This is a genomic window from Microcystis wesenbergii FACHB-1317 (assembly GCF_014696875.1).
GTDB classification, from domain to species: domain Bacteria; phylum Cyanobacteriota; class Cyanobacteriia; order Cyanobacteriales; family Microcystaceae; genus Microcystis; species Microcystis wesenbergii_A.
In genome coordinates this window covers 1-21184 of record NZ_JACJQV010000046.1, presented here as the reverse complement: position 1 = coordinate 21184, position 21184 = coordinate 1, and the positions used below count along the sequence as shown (strand labels likewise).

Below are 21184 nucleotides of genomic sequence, written 5' to 3'. Positions count from 1 at the left end.
TGATGCAAGGGTGATGCAAGGGTTTTAAGAGATTCTAGCAGATTTAAGTGCATTTGGGAAGCTCTCAATCAAGCTAAAAGCCCTTTCCTGTAAGGTTTTTACCATTATTCAGCAAACCCTACTTAGGTCTCGCTGAATATCGGTGGAAGCTTTACTAGAAAAGGGTTTTGGGACTTTTTTAGAAAAAAAGTGCCAGAAGTAAACTTTGAGAAATCGAAATAGGGACTCAAAACCCTTGCACTTTCCTCGGCGAACGCAAAGCGCTCGCTACGCGAGATCACCAGATAAAATTAAGAAACTAAGCGACGAAACTAGCATTTTGCCAGTTGTGTCGCTTCTAGATTACCTCTGGGGACTTATTCAGCAAACCCTAATTAAGCAGTTACTACCGGGGAAGCTAACCGTTTAAAGGTCAATCTTTCATCGGCCACATCGACAAAAATCGTGTCTCCCCCTTTGAATTCGCCGCGCAGAATTGCCTTAGCGATCGGAGTTTCCACATATCTTTGTACTGCCCGTTTTAAGGGTCGCGCACCGTACACTGGATCGTAACCAATTTCTGCTAGATAATCGAGAGCAATATCGGCAAGTTTCAGGGCTAATTTTTGTTCCATCAAGCGATCGCTGAGATTGGCTGTCTGTAGTTTGACAATCGAGCGCAGTTGTGCTTTTTGTAAACTATGGAAAATGATCGTTTCATCGATACGATTGAGGAATTCGGGACGGAAACTATTCCGCATTGCTTCCATCACCCGGGCCTGCATTTCCTCATAACGAGACTCATCACCGGCCACGTCTAAAATGTATTGAGAACCGATATTACTGGTCATAATAATGATGGTATTTTTAAAATCAACCAGATGACCTTGAGAGTCGGTTAAGCGCCCATCGTCAAGGATTTGTAACATAACGTTAAAAACGTCGGGATGGGCTTTTTCAATCTCATCAAAGAGGATGACAGAGTAGGGACGACGCCGGATTGCCTCGGTTAATTGTCCTCCTTCATCGTAGCCGACGTATCCCGGAGGCGCGCCCATGAGACGGGAAACGCTGTGTTTTTCCATGTATTCCGACATATCGATGCGAACTAGAGCCTCTTCGGTGTCAAAGAGATTGCGCGCTAAAGCTTTCGCCAATTCTGTCTTGCCAACACCCGTCGGACCGAGGAAAATAAAGCTGGCCGTGGGACGGTGGGGGTCCGATAAACCGGCGCGGGAACGTTGAATCGCTTCGGCCACGGCTGTGACTGCTTCCTCTTGACCGATGACACTTTCGTGTAATTCCTCTTCCAGATTGAGGAGTTTTTCTTTTTCCGATTCGATTAATTTATTGAGAGGAATTCCCGTCCATTTCGAGATAATTTCGGCGATATCCGATTCGAGAACTTCTTCCCTTAATAAACTTTTACCGGTGGTTTGTTTGTCGGCCAATTGAGTTTCTAGGGCGGACATTTGCCGCTGCAGATCGGTTAATTTTCCGAACTTTAATTCGGCGGCGCGATTATAATCATAATCTCGTTCGGCCTGTTGAATTTCCAGATTAACTTGTTCGATCGCTTCTTTAACCCCACGAACTTGATCGATAATCTCTTTTTCCCCTTGCCATTGGGCATTTAATCCCGATTGTTCTTCCTTGAGGTTAGCCAGTTCTTTTTCTAACTTTTCTAACCGTTCTCGCGAAGCTGGATCGTATTCCCGTTGTAGGGAAAGTCTTTCCATTTCTAACTGGAGAATTTTGCGATCAATTTCATCGAGTTCTTCTGGTTTAGAAGTGATTTCCATCTTCAATTTGGCCGCCGCTTCATCAACTAAATCAATGGCCTTATCGGGCAAAAAGCGATCACTAATATAACGATTAGAAAGCAGGGCCGCTGCCACTAAAGCATTATCGGCAATTTTCACCCCATGATGCACCTCATAACGTTCTTTGAGACCGCGAAGAATCGAAATAGTATCGACCACATTTGGTTCATCCACTAAAACCTCTTGGAAGCGTCTTTCTAACGCCGCATCTTTTTCGATATATTTGCGGTATTCATCGAGGGTAGTGGCTCCGATACAACGCAATTCACCCCGGGCTAACATTGGTTTTAATAAATTGCCCGCATCCATTGCCCCTTGAGTGGCTCCCGCACCGACAACGGTATGAATTTCATCAATAAACATGATGATATTGCCTTGGGAATCGGTGACTTCCTTGAGGACAGCTTTTAATCTTTCCTCAAATTCTCCGCGATATTTTGCTCCCGCAATTAAGCCACCTAAATCGAGAGAAATGAGAGTCCGATCTAACAGAGATTCTGGCACATCACGGTTAATAATCCGCTGGGCTAATCCTTCGACAATGGCTGTTTTTCCTACTCCCGGTTCCCCGATTAAAACTGGGTTATTTTTAGTCCGACGCGAGAGGATCTGAATGGTGCGACGGATTTCGTCATCCCGTCCAATTACGGGGTCTAATTTACCTTCCCGTGCCAATTGGGTGAGATCCCGTCCGTATTTTGCTAGGGCCTCATATTTGCCTTCTGGATTCTGATCGGTCACTTTTTGACTACCTCTGACTTGTTGAATAATTTCTTTGAGTTTGTTTTCGGTAAGTCCGAATTCTTGAAAAATATTTTTACCGAAGCGATCATCTTTAGCGTAACCTAAAATCAAATGCTCGATCGAGATAAAGTCATCTCCAAATTCTCGGCGATAATTTTCTGCTCGATCGAGTAAGCTATCTAAACTACGACCTAAATAAATCGAGTCGCCGGGGTTAGAGATTTTCGGTTGACGACGGATAAAATCATCGGTTCGATCCCGCAAACGGGCTAGACTAATATTAGCTTTACTAAAGACACTGCCCGCTAATCCCTCCTGTTCAAGAAGGGCTTTCATTAGATGTTCGCTTTCGATTTGTTGCTGGCTGTTCTGTTTGGCAATGTCCGGCGTTTTGACGATTGCCTCCCAAGCTTTTTCTGTAAATTGTTGTGGATTGGTTGGCTGCATTTTCTATAAGAGATTACTTTTATACCCTTGAGACTATTCTAGATTGACCGGTTTGTTGGCTTCTAGGGGCTTACCGTACCTAGTTCAGGGGGATTTCCCCTCAATGGTGCGATTTAAGCGGCTAAAGTTTATAAGCTGTCAGGGATTTAAACTGCGTCTGGGAAATTTTAGTACAAATGTTCAAACTCTCAACCAAGCTAAAATCTTAATTATTAAAGATGTTCACTGATTACTGATGACTGATGACTGCTCACTGATGACTGATACTAAATCCAGTTATTAAAAACTGATTATTTATTCTCCGTTTTGCCTTTTGCATGAGTAGAAAACGGGTTTCTCAAAGAAACCCGTTTTCTGTGCGTTACTCAACGGATTTGGTATGATTACTACTCACTGATTACTGTTCACTGATAACTGATAACTGATGACTGATAACTGATAACTGATAACTGATAACTGATAACTGATAACTGATAACTGATGACTGATAACTGATAACTGATAACTGATAACTGATTAATTCCCCCCTAAAATACTCTCTAAGCGATTAAAGATTTAACTTTACTAATGATACCAACTGGGTCAATACCTTGGTGGGGGAATTGTTCCCATAAACCGCCACAACCTTCGTGGTGAGTACCGATATAGGCATATTTAGGAGTTAAACCGCGTTCGAGTAACCAAGAACCATAACGGCTACCTAAACCCGTGCGACGGTTAAATGCTTCTACTACTAAAACAAAGGGAGAATTACCAACTTTAGCGATAATTTCTTTATCCACTACATTGAGAGTCGGTTTATTAATTAAACCCACGTCGATCCCTTCTTGTTTTAGACGTTCCACTGCATCTAAAGCGCGGTATAAACCATCGCCAAAGCTGATTATATAACCAGCGGTGCCTTCCCGAATTACTTCATCTTTTCCGGGGACAAAGGTGTAACCATCGCCAAAGAAATTATGACCGTTAGTATCAAGAATATTGGGAGTTTTAGAACGAGTCGAGAAGATAAAACGTAAACCGGGTTGATGGAAAGTTGCCTCGACACAAGCGGTCATTTGTGCCGCATCGGCCGGAAAATAAAGACGGGTTTCGTAACCGTCATCCAGTCCATTATCGGCAAAGAAATTATTCAAACCAAAGTGACAGGTATTATCCGCCATGTCATCGATACCAGAATGGGAAAAATGACATAAAAGATTAGAATAATTCAAACGGGCCATGGTGATTTCAGAAATACACATTTCTAGAAAAGCGGCAAAGGTGGCGAAAATTCCCTGTTTACCTTTTTCCATCCCAAAACCAGCAGCCGCCGAAAGATTGCCCCGTTCCATAATACCGGAAGGAATAAACACTTCGGGATGTTTATCGTGGATAATTTTCAGACCGCAGGAACCTTCTAAATCGCTATCTACTACTAATACATTAGCTTTGCGTTCTTCTTCGCTCATTTTGCCTAAAAGACTGACTACTGCTTCACCGAAAACGTTGCGGTTAGAACCCCATTTATCCCCAGAACCGAGGAATTTATAGTCATTAGAAGGCTTCTTAATACTGTTGAGATATTCCACGGCGGCACTGTGTCCTTTTGCCTCTAAATATTTTAAAGCCAAGGGTACAGAAATCACATCATGACCGTGGTTAGAACCTTCTAAACCTTCAATTCCGGGACACATGGGACGTTTATTAATAATCGCAATCGGGCCAGGAGTATTAATTGCTTCACAGATATTGCGATACAAACTATCGATATCTTCCCCATCTCCCACTAACACTTTTAGTCCATGACCGGCGAGAGTTTTAGCCACATCATAACCGGGTAAATATTTGGAAGGATTACCAGCAATCGTCACATCATTATCATCAATAATCAGCTTAACATTGATGTGTTGAGCCACGGCTAAACGGGCAGCTTCCGCGTCATTGCCTTCCTGTTGAGAACCATCGGAACCTAAACAAAAAACGGTTTTTCCGGGGTTAGCTAAAGCGACACCGTTAACGTAGGGCCACATATGTCCTAAACGGCCAGAACTAAATTTGACGCCGGGGGTTAATCCTAATTCCGGGTGTCCGGGAAGTTTAGAATTGGCCTCGCGGTAGTGCATTAATTGTTCTGCGGGTAAAGAACCTTCTAACGCAGACATGAGATATTGAGTACCGACGCGGTGTCCCGCTTCATCGAAGAAGATTGGTACAAATTGACTAGGTTGACTGCGGAAAAGAGCATCGAGAATCACCACTTCCGGGACGGTATCGTAGGGGCCGCCGGTGTGTCCACCCACACCCCGGGCCGCACCCGTGGCAGTAAAAAAGATGATAGCATCGCGACAGAGTTGGATATTGGCTTTTAGGGCGCTTCTTTGGTCGTCGGTGAGGGTGGGGTTACTGGGGTCGAGACTGATGGGTTTATAGGCACTCAAATCGATGGGAAAGGTTGTCATCGTAGATTTTCCTTAATGTAGAGAAATAACTATAGTCAGGGAAATCATAGCCTAGAATGTCACCCGATCGATTGAATAATTTCTTATCATAGATACCCCAAACAAAAAACGAGCGCCTAAACCCTAATAATTCCATCTTCGCCCTTTTTCGCCACCGCTTCGCCATCCTTTACCGTTCCGAGTGTCGAGGTGGACAAATCCCAATGGTTCACCCTAGCCTAACGCTCCAAACCAGTGCAAATCGAGCCAAGCTTGAAACCCACATTCCGCACCCTCAACTGTCACATAAGCTGTCCCGCTCCAGAGGCTTGAGTAAAAATACTTAGAGAGTGAGGCTTTTTTGGGTACCCGCAAGGGGGTATTGAGAGCCCTAATTAGGAGAAAATAGGAATTGTTTGACCCCTCTCGCGGCGGGCGTTGTTGTGCCATGACTCAATCAACAGAAATTGAAGTTCAGAATCTAGACCATCTAGGATTGGTAGCCGGAATTATAGATGAAATAGGAGGAGACAGGGGGGAAATCTTTACCTAATCAGATTTTCACCGGTCGGCATATAATTGATTGTCATAAGACCTCTTGCATAAATCCGAAAACAAACGATAGAAACAATAATGGGAGGGACTTTCAGTTAATTATTTATTAGTAGTTGATAATCTTCAAAAATGTTGCTGTACAAGGATCGACTTAAGACTTTTGCAAGAGGTCTATAAAAGATGATAAAATCCTCAAAAGTAGTAACTTTTTCTGGCAATTTGCCCTGTAATCAAAACGAACAAAAGAGAGAATTTACTTCTCTCTTCTGCTCATGAAAATTATGCCAATTTTTAGATAACCGAGGGGAATTTATTCTATTTGTAATTGGCTCTCGTGTCTTTAACCGCCGCCCAAAAAAATAGGGCTGTTAGTGGCACACTTGCCGCTAGAATTAGGCCAGTGGTGGTATTGCCTAAATCCGGTTCTCCCGAACTAATTTCAAAGACACAACCCACACCAGCGATCGCTGCAATACAGGATAATAACAATAAAACGCCGCTTTTCGGGGTCATTTTCACTCCTCACCTAAATTAACTAATGCCTTTATTTTGTCACTTTCTCGACCGGTTTCACCGCTTGCACGGAAAAACCGTGTTTTTTTAATTCTTCATTGAGTGCCAAATCGTTATCTACTCTGTCCACGAACATGACACCATTAAGATGGTCCATTTCGTGTTGAATTACCCGCGCTAGTAAACCGTTAGCTTGCAGTTTTCGCGGTTTCCCCTGTTCATCTTTATAACTCACTTCGATCGCTTGGGGACGGATGACATCTAAAAACACATCGGGAATACTCAAACAACCCTCTTCCGCTTTGCACAATTCCCGACTATAACCGATAATTTGGGGATTAATCAGAATTAGGGGCGGATTTTCGGGTTTATCGTGTTCACAATCGATGACAATCAATTGTTTATTGACTGCCACTTGCGGAGCCGCTAAACCGATACCATTGGAACTATACATAGTTTGCAGCATTTCTCTGGCTAATTGGCGGATGCTGTCATCGACTTTAGCAATCCGCTTGGCCGGTTGACGCAGGACTCGATCGCCGAGATAATGCAGTTCTAAAGGGGGTTTTTCTAATTTGCGTTTTTCTACGGTAATAGTGGCGCTCATAAACTTAATTATCGATGGGATGCACAATTTTGATCTTAGTCACTGGCTCTGGGGGATTTCTCAGGAAAAGGGAGAAAAAAGCCGAGACTCTTCATAAAATTTTACACCGCTCACAGACAGTTCGTCCATATCAGGGGGTGGGAAGTGGGGAGAGGGGAGATTTTTCAGTTATCAGTAAGCAGTAAACAGTAATCAGTGGGGAAGTGGGGAGATTTTTCAGTTATCAGTAAGCAGTAATCAGTAATCAGTGGGGGAGTGGGGAGATTTTTCAGTTATCAGTAAGCAGTAATCAGTAATCAGTGGGGGAGAACGGAGAAGGGAGAAGGGAGAGGGGAGAAGGGAGAAAAAAGCTGATTGCAACCGGCTACTTATTAGTAATTGGTATTCCTAACCATTGACTCAATTCCGCTGCTAACCATTCAATTTCGGGTTGACTCAGATATTCTTTTGTTTTACTGCTAATAGTATATTCTTTAGTCCCCGCCCAAATAGTTAAAGCCATCGGCACATAAACTCGATCGCCATCACCATCTTTGCTATGATAACTATCAGCTTTCACCAGTTTATTAATATGTTCCCGTGCCATTTTCTTTTTGCCCGGAAGTGTCAAACCCCAAATTCGCTGAATGGCAACAATTTCTTGACTATCAATAGTGATAATTTCCTCCCCTTTGAGACAATAAATAATCTGGTAAAGCAGTCCTAAACCTACAAACCAAAAAGGCACGGAAAAGGAAAAGAGCAGAAAAAACCAACTCATCCACAGAGGAGTAGAAACGGCTCCTCCTGTCCATAATAATAAAAAAGCGTTCCAAGCGATGGCAAAGGCTCCAAAAAAAATTAATTTAGGGGTAAAACCTTCGGGAGGTAAAGATATTTTAATTTTCTCCTCGCTTTTTTGCAACTGTACCCGACTCCCTGCGGGTTTTTCAAGGTTCGAGGAAGTTAATTGAATTTCGTGGAGAGTATTTAAAGCTTGATTTGCTGCTTGTGCTGAAATAAACCTTTTCTCGAGACTAGGTTCAAGTAATTGCCCTAACCAATGAACAAAAGCCTGGCTTAAATTGGCTAAATTATTTAATTGAATCTTGCCATCTTTTTGGGGTAAATCGGCGGGATGAATGCCTGTAGCTAGATAGATTAAAGTCGCTCCTAAACTGTATAAATCAGAAGCGGCAACGGTGCGACCACCGAATTGTTCGGGGGGCATATAACCGTAGGTTCCGACGATAGTTAAAGTGGCCTGTTCCTGTTGAGCAACAGTCTGGACAGAACCAAAATCAATTAAATAAACATTGCCGATACTATGACCCGATCGATCTTTTAATAAGATATTACTAGGTTTCAAATCCCGGTGGATAATTGGCGGGTTAAGTCCATGGAGATAAATTAAAATACCTAGGATAGATTTAGCTAATTCTTGCAGGTCTGATTCACTAAATTTGCGACCATTTTCTATCTGTTCCTTGAGAGATTTAGCCTCGATATAACTCTGAACAAGGGCAAAACCTTGATAGGTATCGGTGCGAACTTCAAAATAGTCGATATATTCAGGAATCGAGCGACAATCTAGATGTTTAAGAGTTTCGGCCTCCCGTTCAAAGAGTTTTAAATCTGTCCATTCAAAATCGGGACTGAAGATTAATAATTTGACGACAACAGTAGTACCCGTTTTTAGATCTTGGGCGAGAAAAGTGCGTCTTCCGGTTTGTTTACCTAACTGACTTTGAATTTGGTATCGATCGCCTAAAATTTGCCCTGGCAGCATACAATATATTCCTAGGATAATCCTACTTCTAGGCTAATCGAGAAATTTCTCAACTGCAAGCTAAGAAAACGGAAGTTTGACCGAATCATCAAAACTTTAGCATCTCCGATGATAACTGCGGCGAAATTCAATTGTATCGCCCGTTTTTCGCTAATCCCTAGACTGGGCTGCTGAGGGAGGTATTTTTTCAGGTTAAAAGAGAAAATAGGCATCAGAAAAGAAAATTAGACCCTCTCCGTCTGGGAAAATGTAGTACAAGTGTTCAGAATGTCAATTCTGGCACTCCCATGCAGTCTGAAGGCGTAATTTAGACAGTCAACAGCTTAGGGGACAAGGGAGCGGTCAGTTTAATTCCGATCGAGGTGGAGTTTCCTGATATAGTTTTAAAAGCAGTCGGTTCAAGACAAAAAGACATGGTTACTAGGGGCGAACAAGGGGTAGAAGTGAGGAAAAACGAGAGCTTTTCTCTGGCTTCCTATCTGGAGGAAAAGCGGTTAATTGTCGAGTCAGCTTTAGATAGCTCTTTAGTTATCGGCAATCCCGCCAAAATCTACGAGGCGATGCGCTATTCTCTCCTCGCCGGTGGTAAACGGCTGCGGCCGATTTTATGTCTGGCTACCTGTGAATTGATGGGGGGTTCCCTAGAGATGGCTTTACCCACCGCTTGCGCCCTAGAAATGATTCACACTATGTCATTAATTCATGACGATTTACCCGCCATGGATAACGATGATTACCGACGCGGTAAATTAACCAATCATAAGGTTTTTGGCGAAGATATCGCTATTTTAGCTGGGGATGGTCTCCTAGCCTACGCTTTCGAGTATGTGGCTACCCAGACTCGTAATGTACCTCCCCTACAGATTTTAGAGGTAATTGCCCGTTTAGGTCGCACGGTCGGGGCAGCGGGTTTAGTGGGAGGTCAGGTTTTAGACTTGGAATCCGAAGGAAAACCCGATATTTCGGCAGAAACTCTCGGTTTTATCCATACTCAGAAAACGGGGGCCCTGTTGGAGACTTCTGTGGTGTCGGGGGCAGTTTTAGCGGGGGCAAAAGGGGAAGATATAGCTAAATTAGCCCGCTATGCCCAAAATATTGGCTTGGCTTTCCAAATTATCGATGATGTTCTCGATATCACGGCGACAAAGGAGGAATTAGGTAAAACCGCCGGTAAGGATCTACAGGCACAAAAAGCCACCTATCCCAGTCTCTGGGGGATAGAAGGGTCCCGCCAGCAAGCTCAACAGTTAATAGACAGTGCCATCGGTGAATTGAGTAGCTACGATGAGGCCGCTGAACCTTTACGGGCCATCGCTGAGTATATTGTTAATCGTAAAAATTAAATTAAACGAGTGAGATTATGCAGGACTTCCAGCAGGTGTTACACAATCAAATACTGCTAATCTCTCTTTTAGCTTGTTTCACTGCCCAGGGACTAAAAGCGCTGATTGAGTTAATCCGTGATGGTAAGGTGAGTCTGCGCTATCTAGTCTCGTCGGGGGGAATGCCTAGCGCTCACTCGGCGCTGGTGGGGGCCTTGGCTACTGGGGTAGGATTACAGATGGGTTGGTCTAGTCCCGAATTTGCGATTGCCGCGCTTTTTGCGATTATTGTTATGTATGATGCGGCCGGAGTGCGTCAGGCAGCAGGAAAACAGGCCCGGATTCTCAATCAAATTATCGATGAAATGTTCCAGGAGGGCAAGGAATTTAACGAGGAACGTTTAAAGGAATTAATTGGTCATACTCCTTTTCAGGTGCTGGTCGGTTTAAGTTTAGGTATCGGTATCGCCATGGTGCTGCTCTGTCGTTAATTGAGGTGTTTTCTGGGGTTGAGATAAACTAGATTTAATAACGGAAAATCCGGGGTAATTACTCATGTTACAATCCCTAAAAATTGAAGGCTTTCGCGGTTTTCAAAATTTTGAGATGGCCAATCTTGGTCGAATTAATCTCTTAGTAGGTAAAAATAATAGCGGTAAAACTTCTATTTTAGAAGCGATTCTTATTTATGTTTCTAAATTTAATACAGGAGAAATACAAAGAATTCTTAATCATCGGGGCGAGTATTCTCATAGAGAAATAGATGCGGCTAATCTTCTCGGTGCGAAAGTGCAATCTTATCAGATAAAAAATTTATTCTATAAATACTTACTAAAGGATAATCAAAAAATAGTGATTTATGAGCCAGATAAACCAGCCAATCGGGTGATTTTAAGTATTCAATCTACATCTAAAGAATTACTCTCTAAAGTCAATAAAAATAATTTACAATCCATAGGTAGTTTTTGCTTAGTGGTTGAATTTGAGCATGAGCAAAAAGTCTATTCTTTATCACCTGAAGAGGAAATTTTACAGATAAATTTAACTGATAACAAACCGTCTCAGGATTTTAAAAAACTAGAATTATTTTGGATTCCTCCTCAATCTATAGCAGTTAATACAAACAAATCTTTTTTCAGTCAAAGTCTGCTTAACTCTACAGATAACCTAGTTATCGAAGCTTTAAAAATCATTGAACCTAAAATAGAAAAAATTGCGACTACCGAAGAATTTCAACCTCCAGTATTTAATAGTACATCGGGAGAACGTGGGGGATTTATGGTTAAACTTAAAGGAGCAGAAGAACCAGTTCCGATTGGCAGTTTAGGTGATGGATTTTGGCGAATGTTAGGATTAGTTTTAGCGATGGTTAATCTTGAAAATGGAATTTTATTAGTTGATGAAATTGATAGCGGATTGCACTTTACTGTCATGACTGATATGTGGAAAGTCGTCTGGGAAACCGCTAAAAAACTCAATATTCAGGTATTCGCCACCACTCACAGCCGAGATTGTTGGCAAAGTTTAGCCGAATTAATTACCGAAGAAAAAATTACCGATAACGAGATTACTATTCAAAGGATAGATAAGGAGAAGGAAAAAGCAGTTTCCTTCAATACTAGACAAATTTACCTCGCTTCTGAAAGAGATATTGAGGTTCGCTAAAAATGACCAAAATACATCCTAAAAAACTATTGGTAGAGGGAAGAGAAGAAATGAGAGTTATTCCCGAATTAGCAGAAGCTCATGGCATCTCTTGGGGAGAGAAAAAAGACACAGCTATTATCTATATTAAACCAGCTGATGGTATTGAGAATTTACTCGATAGGGATAATATTTACAACGAAATCAATGATAGTGGACTAACTCATTTAGGAATTATTATGGATGCAGACGAAGAACCTGATAATCGTTGGCAAAGTTTATATAATGCCTGTTTACCAAATATACCTAACTTACCTCAAAATTTACCAGCAGCGGGATTAATTATAACTCTAGAATCGGGGATAAAATTCGGTGTGTGGATGATGCCAGATAATCAATCGAGAGGGATGTTAGAGACTTTTTTAGCCTATTTAGTTCCCGATAATAATCTTTGGCAATATACACAAAACAAGGTGATAGAGGCAAAACAACAAGGGGCAACCTATAGGGATTATCATCTAGATAAGGCTAATATTCATACCTATTTAGCTTGGCAAGATCCGCCGGGGAAACAACTTCACGATGCAGTCAAACAAAGAATACTTAATCAATCCCATCCCCAATCGGCAATTTTTTTGAGATGGTTACAGGAGTTATACGAGATTTGAGAGAACTATGGATCGAAATGGCAATGACGGTCCCATAATATTTCTCTGTGCTTTGTTAGATAAAACCTCTTGCAAAAAGACTTAAATTAATCGTGCCGCGGGGGTTTATTGGTCGCAGAAGCCGCCGGAACGACCTTAGAGGTGGGGGGGATACCCTTGAGGGAAATGAGCGTATTCATCACCGTTTTTGCCACAGGAGCGGCAACAGTGGAGCCAAAAGTATTGGCCCCCTTGGGTTCATCCACCACCACCAAAACCACATAACGGGGCGATTCGATTGGTAAAATCGCCACAAAACTGGTAATTTTGGCGTTAGGTAGATAACCACCCGTGGGACTAGCTTTTTGTGCGGTTCCCGTTTTACCTCCGATGCGATAACCGGGGATTTGGGCTGCTACCCCCGTCCCCTTGCTGACGACGGTTTCCATCATTTCCACCACTTGCCGGGCTACGGTGGGAGAAAAGACTTTTTTGTTGGGATAATCGGGCTGCCAGTGCAAACGGCCGCGGTCGTCGGCTAATCCTTTGATCACATGGGGAGTTACCAAGGTGCCACCATTGGCCAGCGCACCGTGCAATTGTACTAATTTTAAAGGAGTCAGGGATAAACCTTGACCAAAGGAAGCGGTGGCCGATTCAATGGCATTATCCAGAAATTGTTGTTCGGGTTTGAGATATCCTGACACTTCCCCGGGTAAATCTACACCAACCCTTTGATTTATGTCCAATCCTAATAAACTTTTATAGAAATCAACTCGCCCCATTTTTTGGGCAATTTGCACCATGGCCACGTTACTAGAGGTTTGCAGGACTCGGGCCATATCTAGCGCCCCATAACCCTGTTTAGAGGCATTTTTAATCGTCCAGGGACCGACTTTAATTGCCCCCGGATCATTGACTACTGTATTAGCTTTAATTGCCCCTGCTTTCATGGCCAGGGCGATAATAATTGGTTTAAAAGTTGACCCCGGTTCGTACTGATCGGCTACGGTCCAATTTTTAAATAGAGCCACATTGGCTTTATAGTATTCATTGGGGTTAAAAGTTGGCTCACAAACTAGGGCTAAAAGAGAACCATCAAGGGAGTCCATAACGATGACGGCTCCCCGTTTAGCATTAAATTTCTTTAGCTGTTCTCGTAGGGCCGTCCGCGCCGCTCTTTGTAGTTTTAAATCGAGGGTTACTTCTAACTGTAATTCATCAAATTGAAAGATACCATGGGGAACAAAAATAGGTAAAATTCTCCCGTCTCCCATGCGTCTTGTATTGACAGAAAAAGGAGATCTTTCTAATAACTGACTGGAACCTCGTTCTAATCCTGCTTGGCCACGATGTTCTTTATCTACATAGCCAATCACGTCGGCTGCCACATCGTCTTGGGGATAATAACGAGCGTATTTTTCCTCTAATTCTACACCGTCAAGAGATAATTGTTTTAAGCCCCTAGCCACGGATTCAGTTAATTGATTGGCTAAACGAATTCCTGTTTCTTTTTCTTTAAATTTTTGAATGAGTTGATTAGTGGGAATATTTAATAAAGGAGCTAATTTATCAGCCACTTCTGCTGGGGGAATAGCAAACAGTTTTGGGTGTACATAAAGAGTATAAATTAAGCGATCGGTCGCCAAAACATTACCATTACTATCGACGATCGCCCGCCGGGGAATATAGGGTCTAATACTTGTAGTTTGCTGTTGTCTGGCTCTTTTTTGTAATTCCTGCGCCTGTACTATTTGCAATTGGTACAATCGCCAAGCTAAACCCAAAATACCCATGACTAAAACCAACCACACCGCCACCAATCGCCCGTTACTCACAGGCAAATTTTTTAACTGTTTTTGCCGTTTTTTGGCGGTTAAATAGGACTTTCTGTCCCGGATCCTGCCGGAGGGCGCTCGAGTTTCTTTACCTCTAAATCTGGGTCTTTTTGTGTCAGTCATGAGCAGTATCTTTCAGTTATCAGTAAACAGTAATCAGTGATCAGTAATCAGTGATCAGTGATCAGTAAACAGTAATCAGTAATCAGTAATCAGACAGTAGGAAACTTCTAAGTAGGGAGGCACAATTATTTGTAGGATGGGTTAGCGGTAGCGTAACCCATGCAGGCGTTGGGTTTCATGCTTCAACCCAACCTACGTTCTTTCCACTGATAACTGATAACTGATAACTGATAACTGTTAATAGGCACTTCTGGGTTGAGAATTGACGGTAGATTGGGGTTGAGAAGCGGGGGACGGTTTCAGGTTCGGGGCAGATTTACGCTGTAAAAAGATATTTTGGAAGGGTTGGGGATGAGTTAATCCAGTTTCGGGTTTTTCTGCTTGTTGAGCTAGTTGATGTTTAAGGGTTTCATTGGTGGCTAAAAGATGGCGCTCGTGACGTTGCAGTGTTTCCAGTTTACCAAATTCTTTGTCCCAAACCTTGGGAATATATACCGTCCAAGCATATATTCCCAGAGTCGAACCCAACAGACAAAAAGTAATCACGGCCACTATTCTTTCTAGGAGGCAAAGGGAACGTAATTGACGCGAGGCCACTTGTTTTTCTGTCGGGGCTACGGGAACTCTCGCCACCGATTTAGTCGTCGGTTTGACCATTGGGGGCGACTGATTTACTGGTGATTGGGGACGGCGTTGACTCCCCTGGCTTTTTTGGCGAGAAACGGGAACAGGAATATAAGACTTATGGGCAGCAGACATGATTTTCTCTCAATATTTCTAGCTAGTGGTCGTTGTCAAAAATTAAGTTTCTAAAATTAGGAGTCGGTCATCAGTAGTCAGTAGGAAATATTTAATTGATCACTGTTGCCTTTTTTCCTTTTTACCTTAAAATCACTGTTCTAGCTCTAGACGTAAACGATATAAGATAGTTTGCGGATGAACTTGAGCGAGAATTTGATTAATCACCGTACTCGGTCCAGATGCCCCCCAACTACAACCGCGTTCTAGATAGATTTTAGCGGCTTTCCCGATGATATAGGTTCCATAAGCAGCAATTGCCCCCTGTAGGAGAGCGGTGCTACCGTAGAGGGTTAAAGAGGTGGGATTTTCAAAAATACTCGCCGCTGCCGCTGCCGTTTTGCCCAAACCGATAATCACAGTGCTGAGGATTTCCCCCACCAGCAACCCCGCACTACTCAAAAGTAGAGTCCGCCAGAGTTGACCAGCTTGGTGACTGGTAATCGGCAAGCCGTACAAACGAGCTAAAGCCCGAACTAGAGTCAAATCGACGATTGAAGCCCCTAGGAGGTCTAAAATAGCGATCGGATTGGCCGCAATCGCTAAAGCCTTATATTTCGCGTATTGCCAGATAATTTCCTCCGCTTGACTGTCCCGCAGTTCCAGGGTTTTTCTAGCGATATTTTCCTCCGCTTCTTGCCCTTGCACTAAAGCATTTAAGGCCAGCAGCGATCGCCCTTCCCGATTTAAAATCGTTAAGAGTTTATCTTGCAGCTCCTCAATTTCGGGGGGAGGGGTTTCCCACTCAGTCACCACGCGCCCATCGGGGTATTCCACCCGGACGGGAATCGGTTGCGGTTCGGCGGCTACCATAACTATCTCATCGCTAGTTAACAAATCTTCTAACGTTTTTTCGTCCCGATTGGTTCCTAATCGCTGTAACTGCTGAAAAATCTGACGGCGATCGGCTTCCGGATAGAGATCAATCTTATTAAACACCAAAATAATCGGTTTTTTGGCCTGGCGCAATTCCGCCAGGGCTTCGTATTCGGTGCGGGTAATATCCCCCGCGACGATAAATAAAATCAAATCGGCACTTTTAGCGACTTCTCTGGCCATATTCGCCCGTGCTTCTCCCTCAATCTCATCCAATCCAGGGGTATCGATTAATTCTATCTGAATTTTACCCGTGGCTGGTGTCCAACGCACCGATCGCGGCCAGCGTGTCACCCCGTGCAGCGGGCCGGTTGCCAGGACTTTTTGACCGACTAAAGCATTTACCACCGAGGATTTACCGCGACTGACTAACCCGAAGGCTGCCACCCGAATCACCGTTTCATCCAGTTTAGCCAAGGCCGATTTTAGGGACTGTAAATCCTGTTTAACGGCGGCCTGAAGTTGGGGATCGGGGGGATAATTCCAATGGCGGCGAAAACTGGCATACCAGGTTAATGCCTGTTGTAAACTAGCTTTGGCCTGATTGTAATGAGTTTCCTCGAGCGATGGGGTCTTGGTCACGGTTGATTTTTTTACCAAAATAACACGGGAGCATGAAAGCCATTGTCTTTTTAAGCAATGGATGAAATGCGACTCGACGGGTTTCAACCCATCCTATCCTTTTCCTCTAATTTTAGACTATAGAGTTCTTGCATAATTAATTTTTGATAGTCAAAAATGAGAAAAATAGGCATAAAATTGCCTAAAATACCTAAATAGAGCATTTAATTGATTAATGCTCATTCTTAATTCTCCTGACTACTGACTCGGAGACTCCTCACCTAAGGGGAGATTTTTGATTTTTGCAAGAGCTAATCTCAGGATAGGCGGTTACAATGCGTCTTAGCTGACAAATTCCAACTAAGGCCTGCGATTCGTTCCTAGCAAAAGTTTAACAGACGTGGCTAGGATAGTTCACCCATAACCGAGGCAAGCTTTAGGGCTACAATAACCATTTTGGCGCAGTTAAGAGAAATAACTGACACTTGCCTAGGGGATTTTGTTGATGGGGAACCTCTAGACCAATTATTCCCGCTTTTTTGACCGATAATTTTCCTTGAAATTTGCCCCAAACTAGCATTTCCGTCCAATAACCTAAATCCGGTTCGTGGCCCACCAGTGCGATCGCGTTTTCCTCTCGCTGATAGTCCGACTTTTGCCACCACTGCACCCAATCTTGAATATTGCCGTTGGGTGATAGGGGATTAAATTGCTCAATTTTCTGGCTTAAACCCGCTTTTTGCAAAATTTCGGCGGTTTGCACGGCACGCACCAGGGGAGAAGTCAAAATTAGGTCAAATTTCACCCCCAACTGTCCTAATCTTTGGGCAACTTTAGCAGTTTTGGCCCTACCTTCCTCGGTTAAAGGACGTTCCCTATCGTTGAGATAATCCCCCGATTGTCCTGCTAATCCATGACGCACAAAATAAAGTCTCATATCAGTTTAGGGTCGGTCTTGGCGATGATAATAAATAGTTGAGCGGTGATACCTAGGTGCGAATTACCTTTTCATCGGGGTTAACTAGATGGGAAAGTTTCTGTTTAATTTGGGTGTCATACAGTTCCCACTTGAGTTTCGCATATTCGGCATTATTATTAAAACCACCGAGAAAACCGATCGGAATTTCAAAACCTCCGGCCATATAACGACCACCACCAAAAAAGCGACCTTGGTTATCCTGTCCGAAAGCTTCCTTGAGAAATTCATCGGGATCTAGGGTAATTTTGCTGGTACGCATAGAACCGATGACTAACTCGATATCCTCATCTTCATCGTGAACGATACCATAAACTAAAGCCGTGTGAACATTCTCCTCTGTCACCAAAAAATCGGCAGCTTGGGGAATCGCATCCCGGTCATCATAACGCAAATAACCGACCCCAGCGATCGAATAATTATTTTTAATAATACGGTTTTTTAGGGCCCGTTCGATCACATCCATCACCCGTCGGGATCTGGCCGATTGCAGGACAGCGTTTAATAATTGAGCATCGTAGAAACGACTGAGATAACCAGCAGCAATAAATTCACATTCTTGCGCTTGCATTAAATTATTCGTATCCGATCGCAATCCGTGCATCAAAGCTGTGGCACACTTAACATGGACGGTATCGCTAGTATTAAAACTTATTAACCCTTTTTGGATATATTGGGTTAATATCGTCGCTGTTGCCCGGATTTGGGGACGAATATCGACAAATTCCGCCTCTAGCTCCCCTTGGCGAGTATGATGATCAATCACGGCAATAATGGGAATTTTTGCCTGTTTAACCAGAGTGGTTAACTGACTATTGGTTCCCTGACCATCGACAAAAACACAACCCTGATAAACCGAAAGATCTCTATCCTTGAGGGTATGGACTCCCCAACGTTTAGCCGGTAAACCCGTTAGTTTTACCAAAGCGACATTTTCCTGATGGGAGAGAGTACCCGCATAGACTATATCACAGTGAATATCGTACTGTTCAGCGATAATTTGATAGGCCCAGGCACTAGAAAGAGCATCGGGATCCGGGAAATCCTGCATCACCACAATTTGATTTTCGCCGCGGTGATTTTCCAAAGTACGTCGTAGGCGATCAATTAGGGAAATAAGTAGGGTATCATTACTAACCGTGACTGGAGGAAGGGGACATACTGCCGACGCTTCCCCTAACACTACATCGGTTTCGAGGGACTTGGCAGGAACTAGACTCAGTAATTCAGCCATCATTTTTAGAAAAGTTTGCTTAAGGGTAGATTCAGTCAGGATTTGTTGAGTTAATTAATTCTAGACGATATTCTGGCTCGATCGGTTCATCTCAAATATTAAGCTTTTCCAGCCCCTAGCTCCTTACTCTGGGGACATAACTCTGGTCTATCAAAAGACCCTTCCCGTTTGTTCTGGGAGAGGGGTTAGGGGTGAGGGCAATTAACCATCGCTGCCATTACTTGAGAAAATAGATAATTTAGATAGTCAACGCCTTACCATTAATCATGGATAAACCGATAGATATTGAAGTAGTTAGAACTGAAGCACTAAGAAAGCTAGGCAGAAATATAGTTAATTTTTCAAAGATTGAAGGTACTTTAAAGTATCTACTTTCAGTGACTCAGATCGAGGGATTATCAACATCAACTCGTAACCAGTTCGTTGACAATCATGAGAGATTTCGTCTGGACACATTAGGTCGCCTAGTTCGGAAATTACATAACACTGTGCTGGTGGATGATAGTCAGTCTGAACCTCAACTAGACTCTTCTGAGTTAGGTATGTCTTTGTCATTTAAGGTTACCTATAGTGACTCAGATTTCTTAAATGCTCGGAAACAGGCTCTCTCAGACATTGTGGCGGAACGAAACAAGTTGATTCATCAAGATTTAGCGCTACTCGATACTAGCTCTATAGAAGACTATTATAACTTAATCAGTCTTTTAGATGAACAAAACCCTCGATTATTAGCTCATCTTGAAGAGCTTGGGTGGATGTTAACCTCATGTATAGAGGGACTAAAAGACCTTCAATCGTTCATTAAATCACCAGACTTTCACCAGTTTATACACTCTAGCCAATCCGATGCCTAACAAGCGCGTGTACAGGGAACGGCGGCAGACACTATCGGTTATGATGCAGACAGTTGGTCACACCCTGTCCCCAGGAAAAACTTTTTCAGCCAATCCTAAATATTTGCTCCGATTTTTTGTAGTAAAGTTATACTATTAAGGAAGCAAAGACGAAATTCTAGGGTTAAGCAATGGTTAGACAACTCGACGACAGCCCGAAAACCACAATCGTCTATCCCGATAGCGATGGTAAACCGATGGCCGATAATACAAGACAATTTCGCTGGATTACGACGATTAAAGCGAATTTAGACTGGTTATTTGCCAATAATGACGATGTTTTTGTCGCCGGTGATTTACTCTGGTATCCCGTGGAAGGAGATAATAAGACTCGGCAAGCGCCTGATGTGATGGTAGCTTTTGGCAGACCAAAAGGGGAAAGGGGTTCCTATCAACAGTGGAAAGAGAACAATATCCCCCCACAGGTGGTTTTTGAAATTCTCTCTCCGGGCAATACCCCAACGGAAATGACCAGAAAACTGCTGTTTTATGACCGTTATGGTGTGGAAGAATACTACATTTATAATCCCGATAAAAATGATTTGGGCGGCTGTATTCGTCGGGAAAATCGGCTCGAAAGTCTAGAAAATCTCGATAATTGGGTAAGTCCTCGCTTGGGCATTCGTTTTCAATTAGCCCAACCAGAGTTAGTTTTGTATTATCCCGATGGTCAACCTTTCACCAGTTACAACCAAGAACGACAACGGGCCGAAGCGGAACGACAACGGGCCGAACGATTGGCGGCAAAACTGCGAGAATTAAACATTAATCCCGAGGAGATTTAAAAAAAAATTATCGGTAGAATAAAAGTAGATAAATATCAAGTCCTCTAGCTAGAGTCGCAACAGTAAGCCCAGAAAAAATGCCCTAGGGCAGGGTTGACTAATTCCCACTCTCCGATACTTTTTAAACAGGATTTAGGAGCATCACCGTCCCTAAATAGGGCTGGCTGAATAAATGTGAAATGTAGGCAAGGTAAGGGTTTTGTGGCTTTACGAGCGAAACAGGTGCAAGATTTTGAGAGAATCGCGCTTCAAAACCTTGCGTCTTCATCGGCCCGCGTCCTGTAGGGGCGAAGCATTCGGATAGAAAATCTACGGTTTCACCGATAGGTTATTCCCCGAATGCTTCGCCCGTACTTTTTGCCGCAAACCCTAAAGATTTGCTCCGATTTTTTATAGTAAAGTTATACTATTAAAAAGCAAAGACGAAATTCTAGGGTTAAGCAATGGTTAGACAACTCGACGACAGCCCGAAAACCACAATCGTCTATCCCGATAGCGACGGTAAACCGATGGCCGACAATACAAGACAATTTCGCTGGATTACGACGATTAAAGCGAATTTAGACTGGTTATTTGCCAATAATGACGATGTTTTTGTCGCCGGTGATTTACTCTGGTATCCCGTGGAAGG

The 21184-nt window shown here is 43.1% G+C and carries 17 protein-coding genes and 1 pseudogene; 7 read left to right on the top strand and 11 right to left on the bottom strand.

Features of this window, described 5'->3' with window-relative positions; genetic code table 11:
- Positions 1-374: 374 nt before the first annotated feature.
- The 6 genes from clpB to H6F92_RS01270 form a co-directional block, all read right to left on the bottom strand.
- Positions 375-2993, bottom strand: a complete 2619-nt coding sequence (gene clpB / locus H6F92_RS01295; RefSeq protein ID WP_190356514.1) for an ATP-dependent chaperone ClpB — start codon at positions 2991-2993, stop codon at positions 375-377.
- Between the two features lie 539 nt (positions 2994-3532).
- Complete coding sequence (locus tag H6F92_RS01290; RefSeq protein ID WP_190356513.1) at positions 3533-5434, bottom strand: transketolase C-terminal domain-containing protein; 1902 nt, start codon at positions 5432-5434, stop codon at positions 3533-3535.
- Positions 5435-6283: 849 nt separating this feature from the next.
- Positions 6284-6481: a hypothetical protein gene (locus H6F92_RS01285; RefSeq protein WP_002731987.1), complete on the bottom strand. Its 198-nt coding sequence runs from the start codon at positions 6479-6481 to the stop codon at positions 6284-6286.
- A 31-nt stretch (positions 6482-6512) separates the two neighbouring features.
- Positions 6513-7088, bottom strand: a complete 576-nt coding sequence (def, locus tag H6F92_RS01280) for a peptide deformylase (RefSeq protein ID WP_002748816.1) — start codon at positions 7086-7088, stop codon at positions 6513-6515.
- A 364-nt stretch (positions 7089-7452) separates the two neighbouring features.
- Entirely contained in the window at positions 7453-8856 is a 1404-nt protein-coding gene (locus H6F92_RS01275) for a serine/threonine protein kinase (RefSeq protein ID WP_190356512.1), read from the bottom strand.
- 11 nt (positions 8857-8867) lie between these two features.
- Entirely contained in the window at positions 8868-9068 is a 201-nt protein-coding gene (locus H6F92_RS01270) for a hypothetical protein (RefSeq protein ID WP_190356511.1), read from the bottom strand.
- Positions 9069-9269: 201 nt separating this feature from the next.
- On the opposite strand from H6F92_RS01270, the gene crtE reads away from it, so the two are divergent.
- The 4 genes from crtE (at position 9270) to H6F92_RS01250 (ending at position 12490) form a co-directional block, all read left to right on the top strand.
- Positions 9270-10199: a geranylgeranyl diphosphate synthase CrtE gene (crtE, locus tag H6F92_RS01265; protein ID WP_190356510.1), complete on the top strand. Its 930-nt coding sequence runs from the start codon at positions 9270-9272 to the stop codon at positions 10197-10199.
- 17 nt (positions 10200-10216) lie between these two features.
- Entirely contained in the window at positions 10217-10669 is a 453-nt protein-coding gene (locus H6F92_RS01260; protein WP_190356509.1) for a divergent PAP2 family protein, read from the top strand.
- Positions 10670-10733: 64 nt separating this feature from the next.
- The gene (locus H6F92_RS01255) at positions 10734-11843 is read left to right on the top strand and encodes an AAA family ATPase (protein WP_190356508.1); all 1110 of its coding nucleotides are present in this window, start codon (positions 10734-10736) and stop codon (positions 11841-11843) included.
- 2 nt (positions 11844-11845) lie between these two features.
- Positions 11846-12490, top strand: a complete 645-nt coding sequence (locus H6F92_RS01250; protein WP_190356507.1) for a DUF3226 domain-containing protein — start codon at positions 11846-11848, stop codon at positions 12488-12490.
- An 86-nt stretch (positions 12491-12576) separates the two neighbouring features.
- On the opposite strand, the gene H6F92_RS01245 is transcribed toward H6F92_RS01250, so the two are convergent.
- The 5 genes from H6F92_RS01245 to H6F92_RS01225 all read right to left on the bottom strand — a co-directional run bounded on the left by H6F92_RS01245 (position 12577) and on the right by H6F92_RS01225 (position 18878).
- On the bottom strand, positions 12577-14430 hold the full coding sequence (locus H6F92_RS01245; protein ID WP_190356506.1) for a peptidoglycan D,D-transpeptidase FtsI family protein: 1854 nt from the start codon (positions 14428-14430) through the stop codon (positions 12577-12579).
- Positions 14431-14667: 237 nt separating this feature from the next.
- Complete coding sequence (locus H6F92_RS01240) at positions 14668-15189, bottom strand: hypothetical protein (protein WP_190356505.1); 522 nt, start codon at positions 15187-15189, stop codon at positions 14668-14670.
- A gap of 132 nt (positions 15190-15321) precedes the next feature.
- Positions 15322-16686 carry a GTP-binding protein gene (locus H6F92_RS01235; protein WP_190356504.1) on the bottom strand — a complete coding sequence of 455 codons (1365 nt, stop codon included), beginning with the start codon at positions 16684-16686 and terminating at the stop codon, positions 15322-15324.
- Between the two features lie 421 nt (positions 16687-17107).
- Positions 17108-17602, bottom strand: a complete 495-nt coding sequence (sixA, locus tag H6F92_RS01230) for a phosphohistidine phosphatase SixA (protein ID WP_190356503.1) — start codon at positions 17600-17602, stop codon at positions 17108-17110.
- A 52-nt stretch (positions 17603-17654) separates the two neighbouring features.
- Positions 17655-18878, bottom strand: coding sequence for a DHH family phosphoesterase (locus H6F92_RS01225; protein WP_190356502.1), 1224 nt, complete (start codon positions 18876-18878; stop codon positions 17655-17657).
- A gap of 263 nt (positions 18879-19141) precedes the next feature.
- On the opposite strand from H6F92_RS01225, the gene H6F92_RS01220 reads away from it, so the two are divergent.
- The 3 genes and pseudogenes from H6F92_RS01220 to H6F92_RS01205 form a co-directional block, all read left to right on the top strand.
- Positions 19142-19729, top strand: coding sequence for a hypothetical protein (locus H6F92_RS01220; RefSeq protein WP_190356501.1), 588 nt, complete (start codon positions 19142-19144; stop codon positions 19727-19729).
- 170 nt (positions 19730-19899) lie between these two features.
- On the top strand, positions 19900-20553 hold the full coding sequence (locus tag H6F92_RS01215) for a Uma2 family endonuclease (RefSeq protein WP_190356500.1): 654 nt from the start codon (positions 19900-19902) through the stop codon (positions 20551-20553).
- Positions 20554-20996: 443 nt separating this feature from the next.
- Positions 20997-21184, top strand: a pseudogene (locus H6F92_RS01205) (Uma2 family endonuclease); the annotation flags it as partial.

Coding starts and splice junctions, on each gene's coding strand:
- clpB (WP_190356514.1), bottom strand. CDS start 2,993: ATGCAGCCAACCAATCCACAACAATTTACAGAAAAAGCTTGGGAGGCA.
- H6F92_RS01290 (WP_190356513.1), bottom strand. CDS start 5,434: ATGACAACCTTTCCCATCGATTTGAGTGCCTATAAACCCATCAGTCTC.
- H6F92_RS01285 (WP_002731987.1), bottom strand. CDS start 6,481: ATGACCCCGAAAAGCGGCGTTTTATTGTTATTATCCTGTATTGCAGCG.
- def (WP_002748816.1), bottom strand. CDS start 7,088: ATGAGCGCCACTATTACCGTAGAAAAACGCAAATTAGAAAAACCCCCT.
- H6F92_RS01275 (WP_190356512.1), bottom strand. CDS start 8,856: ATGCTGCCAGGGCAAATTTTAGGCGATCGATACCAAATTCAAAGTCAG.
- H6F92_RS01270 (WP_190356511.1), bottom strand. CDS start 9,068: ATGCCTATTTTCTCTTTTAACCTGAAAAAATACCTCCCTCAGCAGCCC.
- crtE (WP_190356510.1), top strand. CDS start 9,270: ATGGTTACTAGGGGCGAACAAGGGGTAGAAGTGAGGAAAAACGAGAGC.
- H6F92_RS01260 (WP_190356509.1), top strand. CDS start 10,217: ATGCAGGACTTCCAGCAGGTGTTACACAATCAAATACTGCTAATCTCT.
- H6F92_RS01255 (WP_190356508.1), top strand. CDS start 10,734: ATGTTACAATCCCTAAAAATTGAAGGCTTTCGCGGTTTTCAAAATTTT.
- H6F92_RS01250 (WP_190356507.1), top strand. CDS start 11,846: ATGACCAAAATACATCCTAAAAAACTATTGGTAGAGGGAAGAGAAGAA.
- H6F92_RS01245 (WP_190356506.1), bottom strand. CDS start 14,430: ATGACTGACACAAAAAGACCCAGATTTAGAGGTAAAGAAACTCGAGCG.
- H6F92_RS01240 (WP_190356505.1), bottom strand. CDS start 15,189: ATGTCTGCTGCCCATAAGTCTTATATTCCTGTTCCCGTTTCTCGCCAA.
- sixA (WP_190356503.1), bottom strand. CDS start 17,602: ATGAGACTTTATTTTGTGCGTCATGGATTAGCAGGACAATCGGGGGAT.
- H6F92_RS01225 (WP_190356502.1), bottom strand. CDS start 18,878: ATGATGGCTGAATTACTGAGTCTAGTTCCTGCCAAGTCCCTCGAAACC.
- H6F92_RS01220 (WP_190356501.1), top strand. CDS start 19,142: ATGGATAAACCGATAGATATTGAAGTAGTTAGAACTGAAGCACTAAGA.
- H6F92_RS01215 (WP_190356500.1), top strand. CDS start 19,900: ATGGTTAGACAACTCGACGACAGCCCGAAAACCACAATCGTCTATCCC.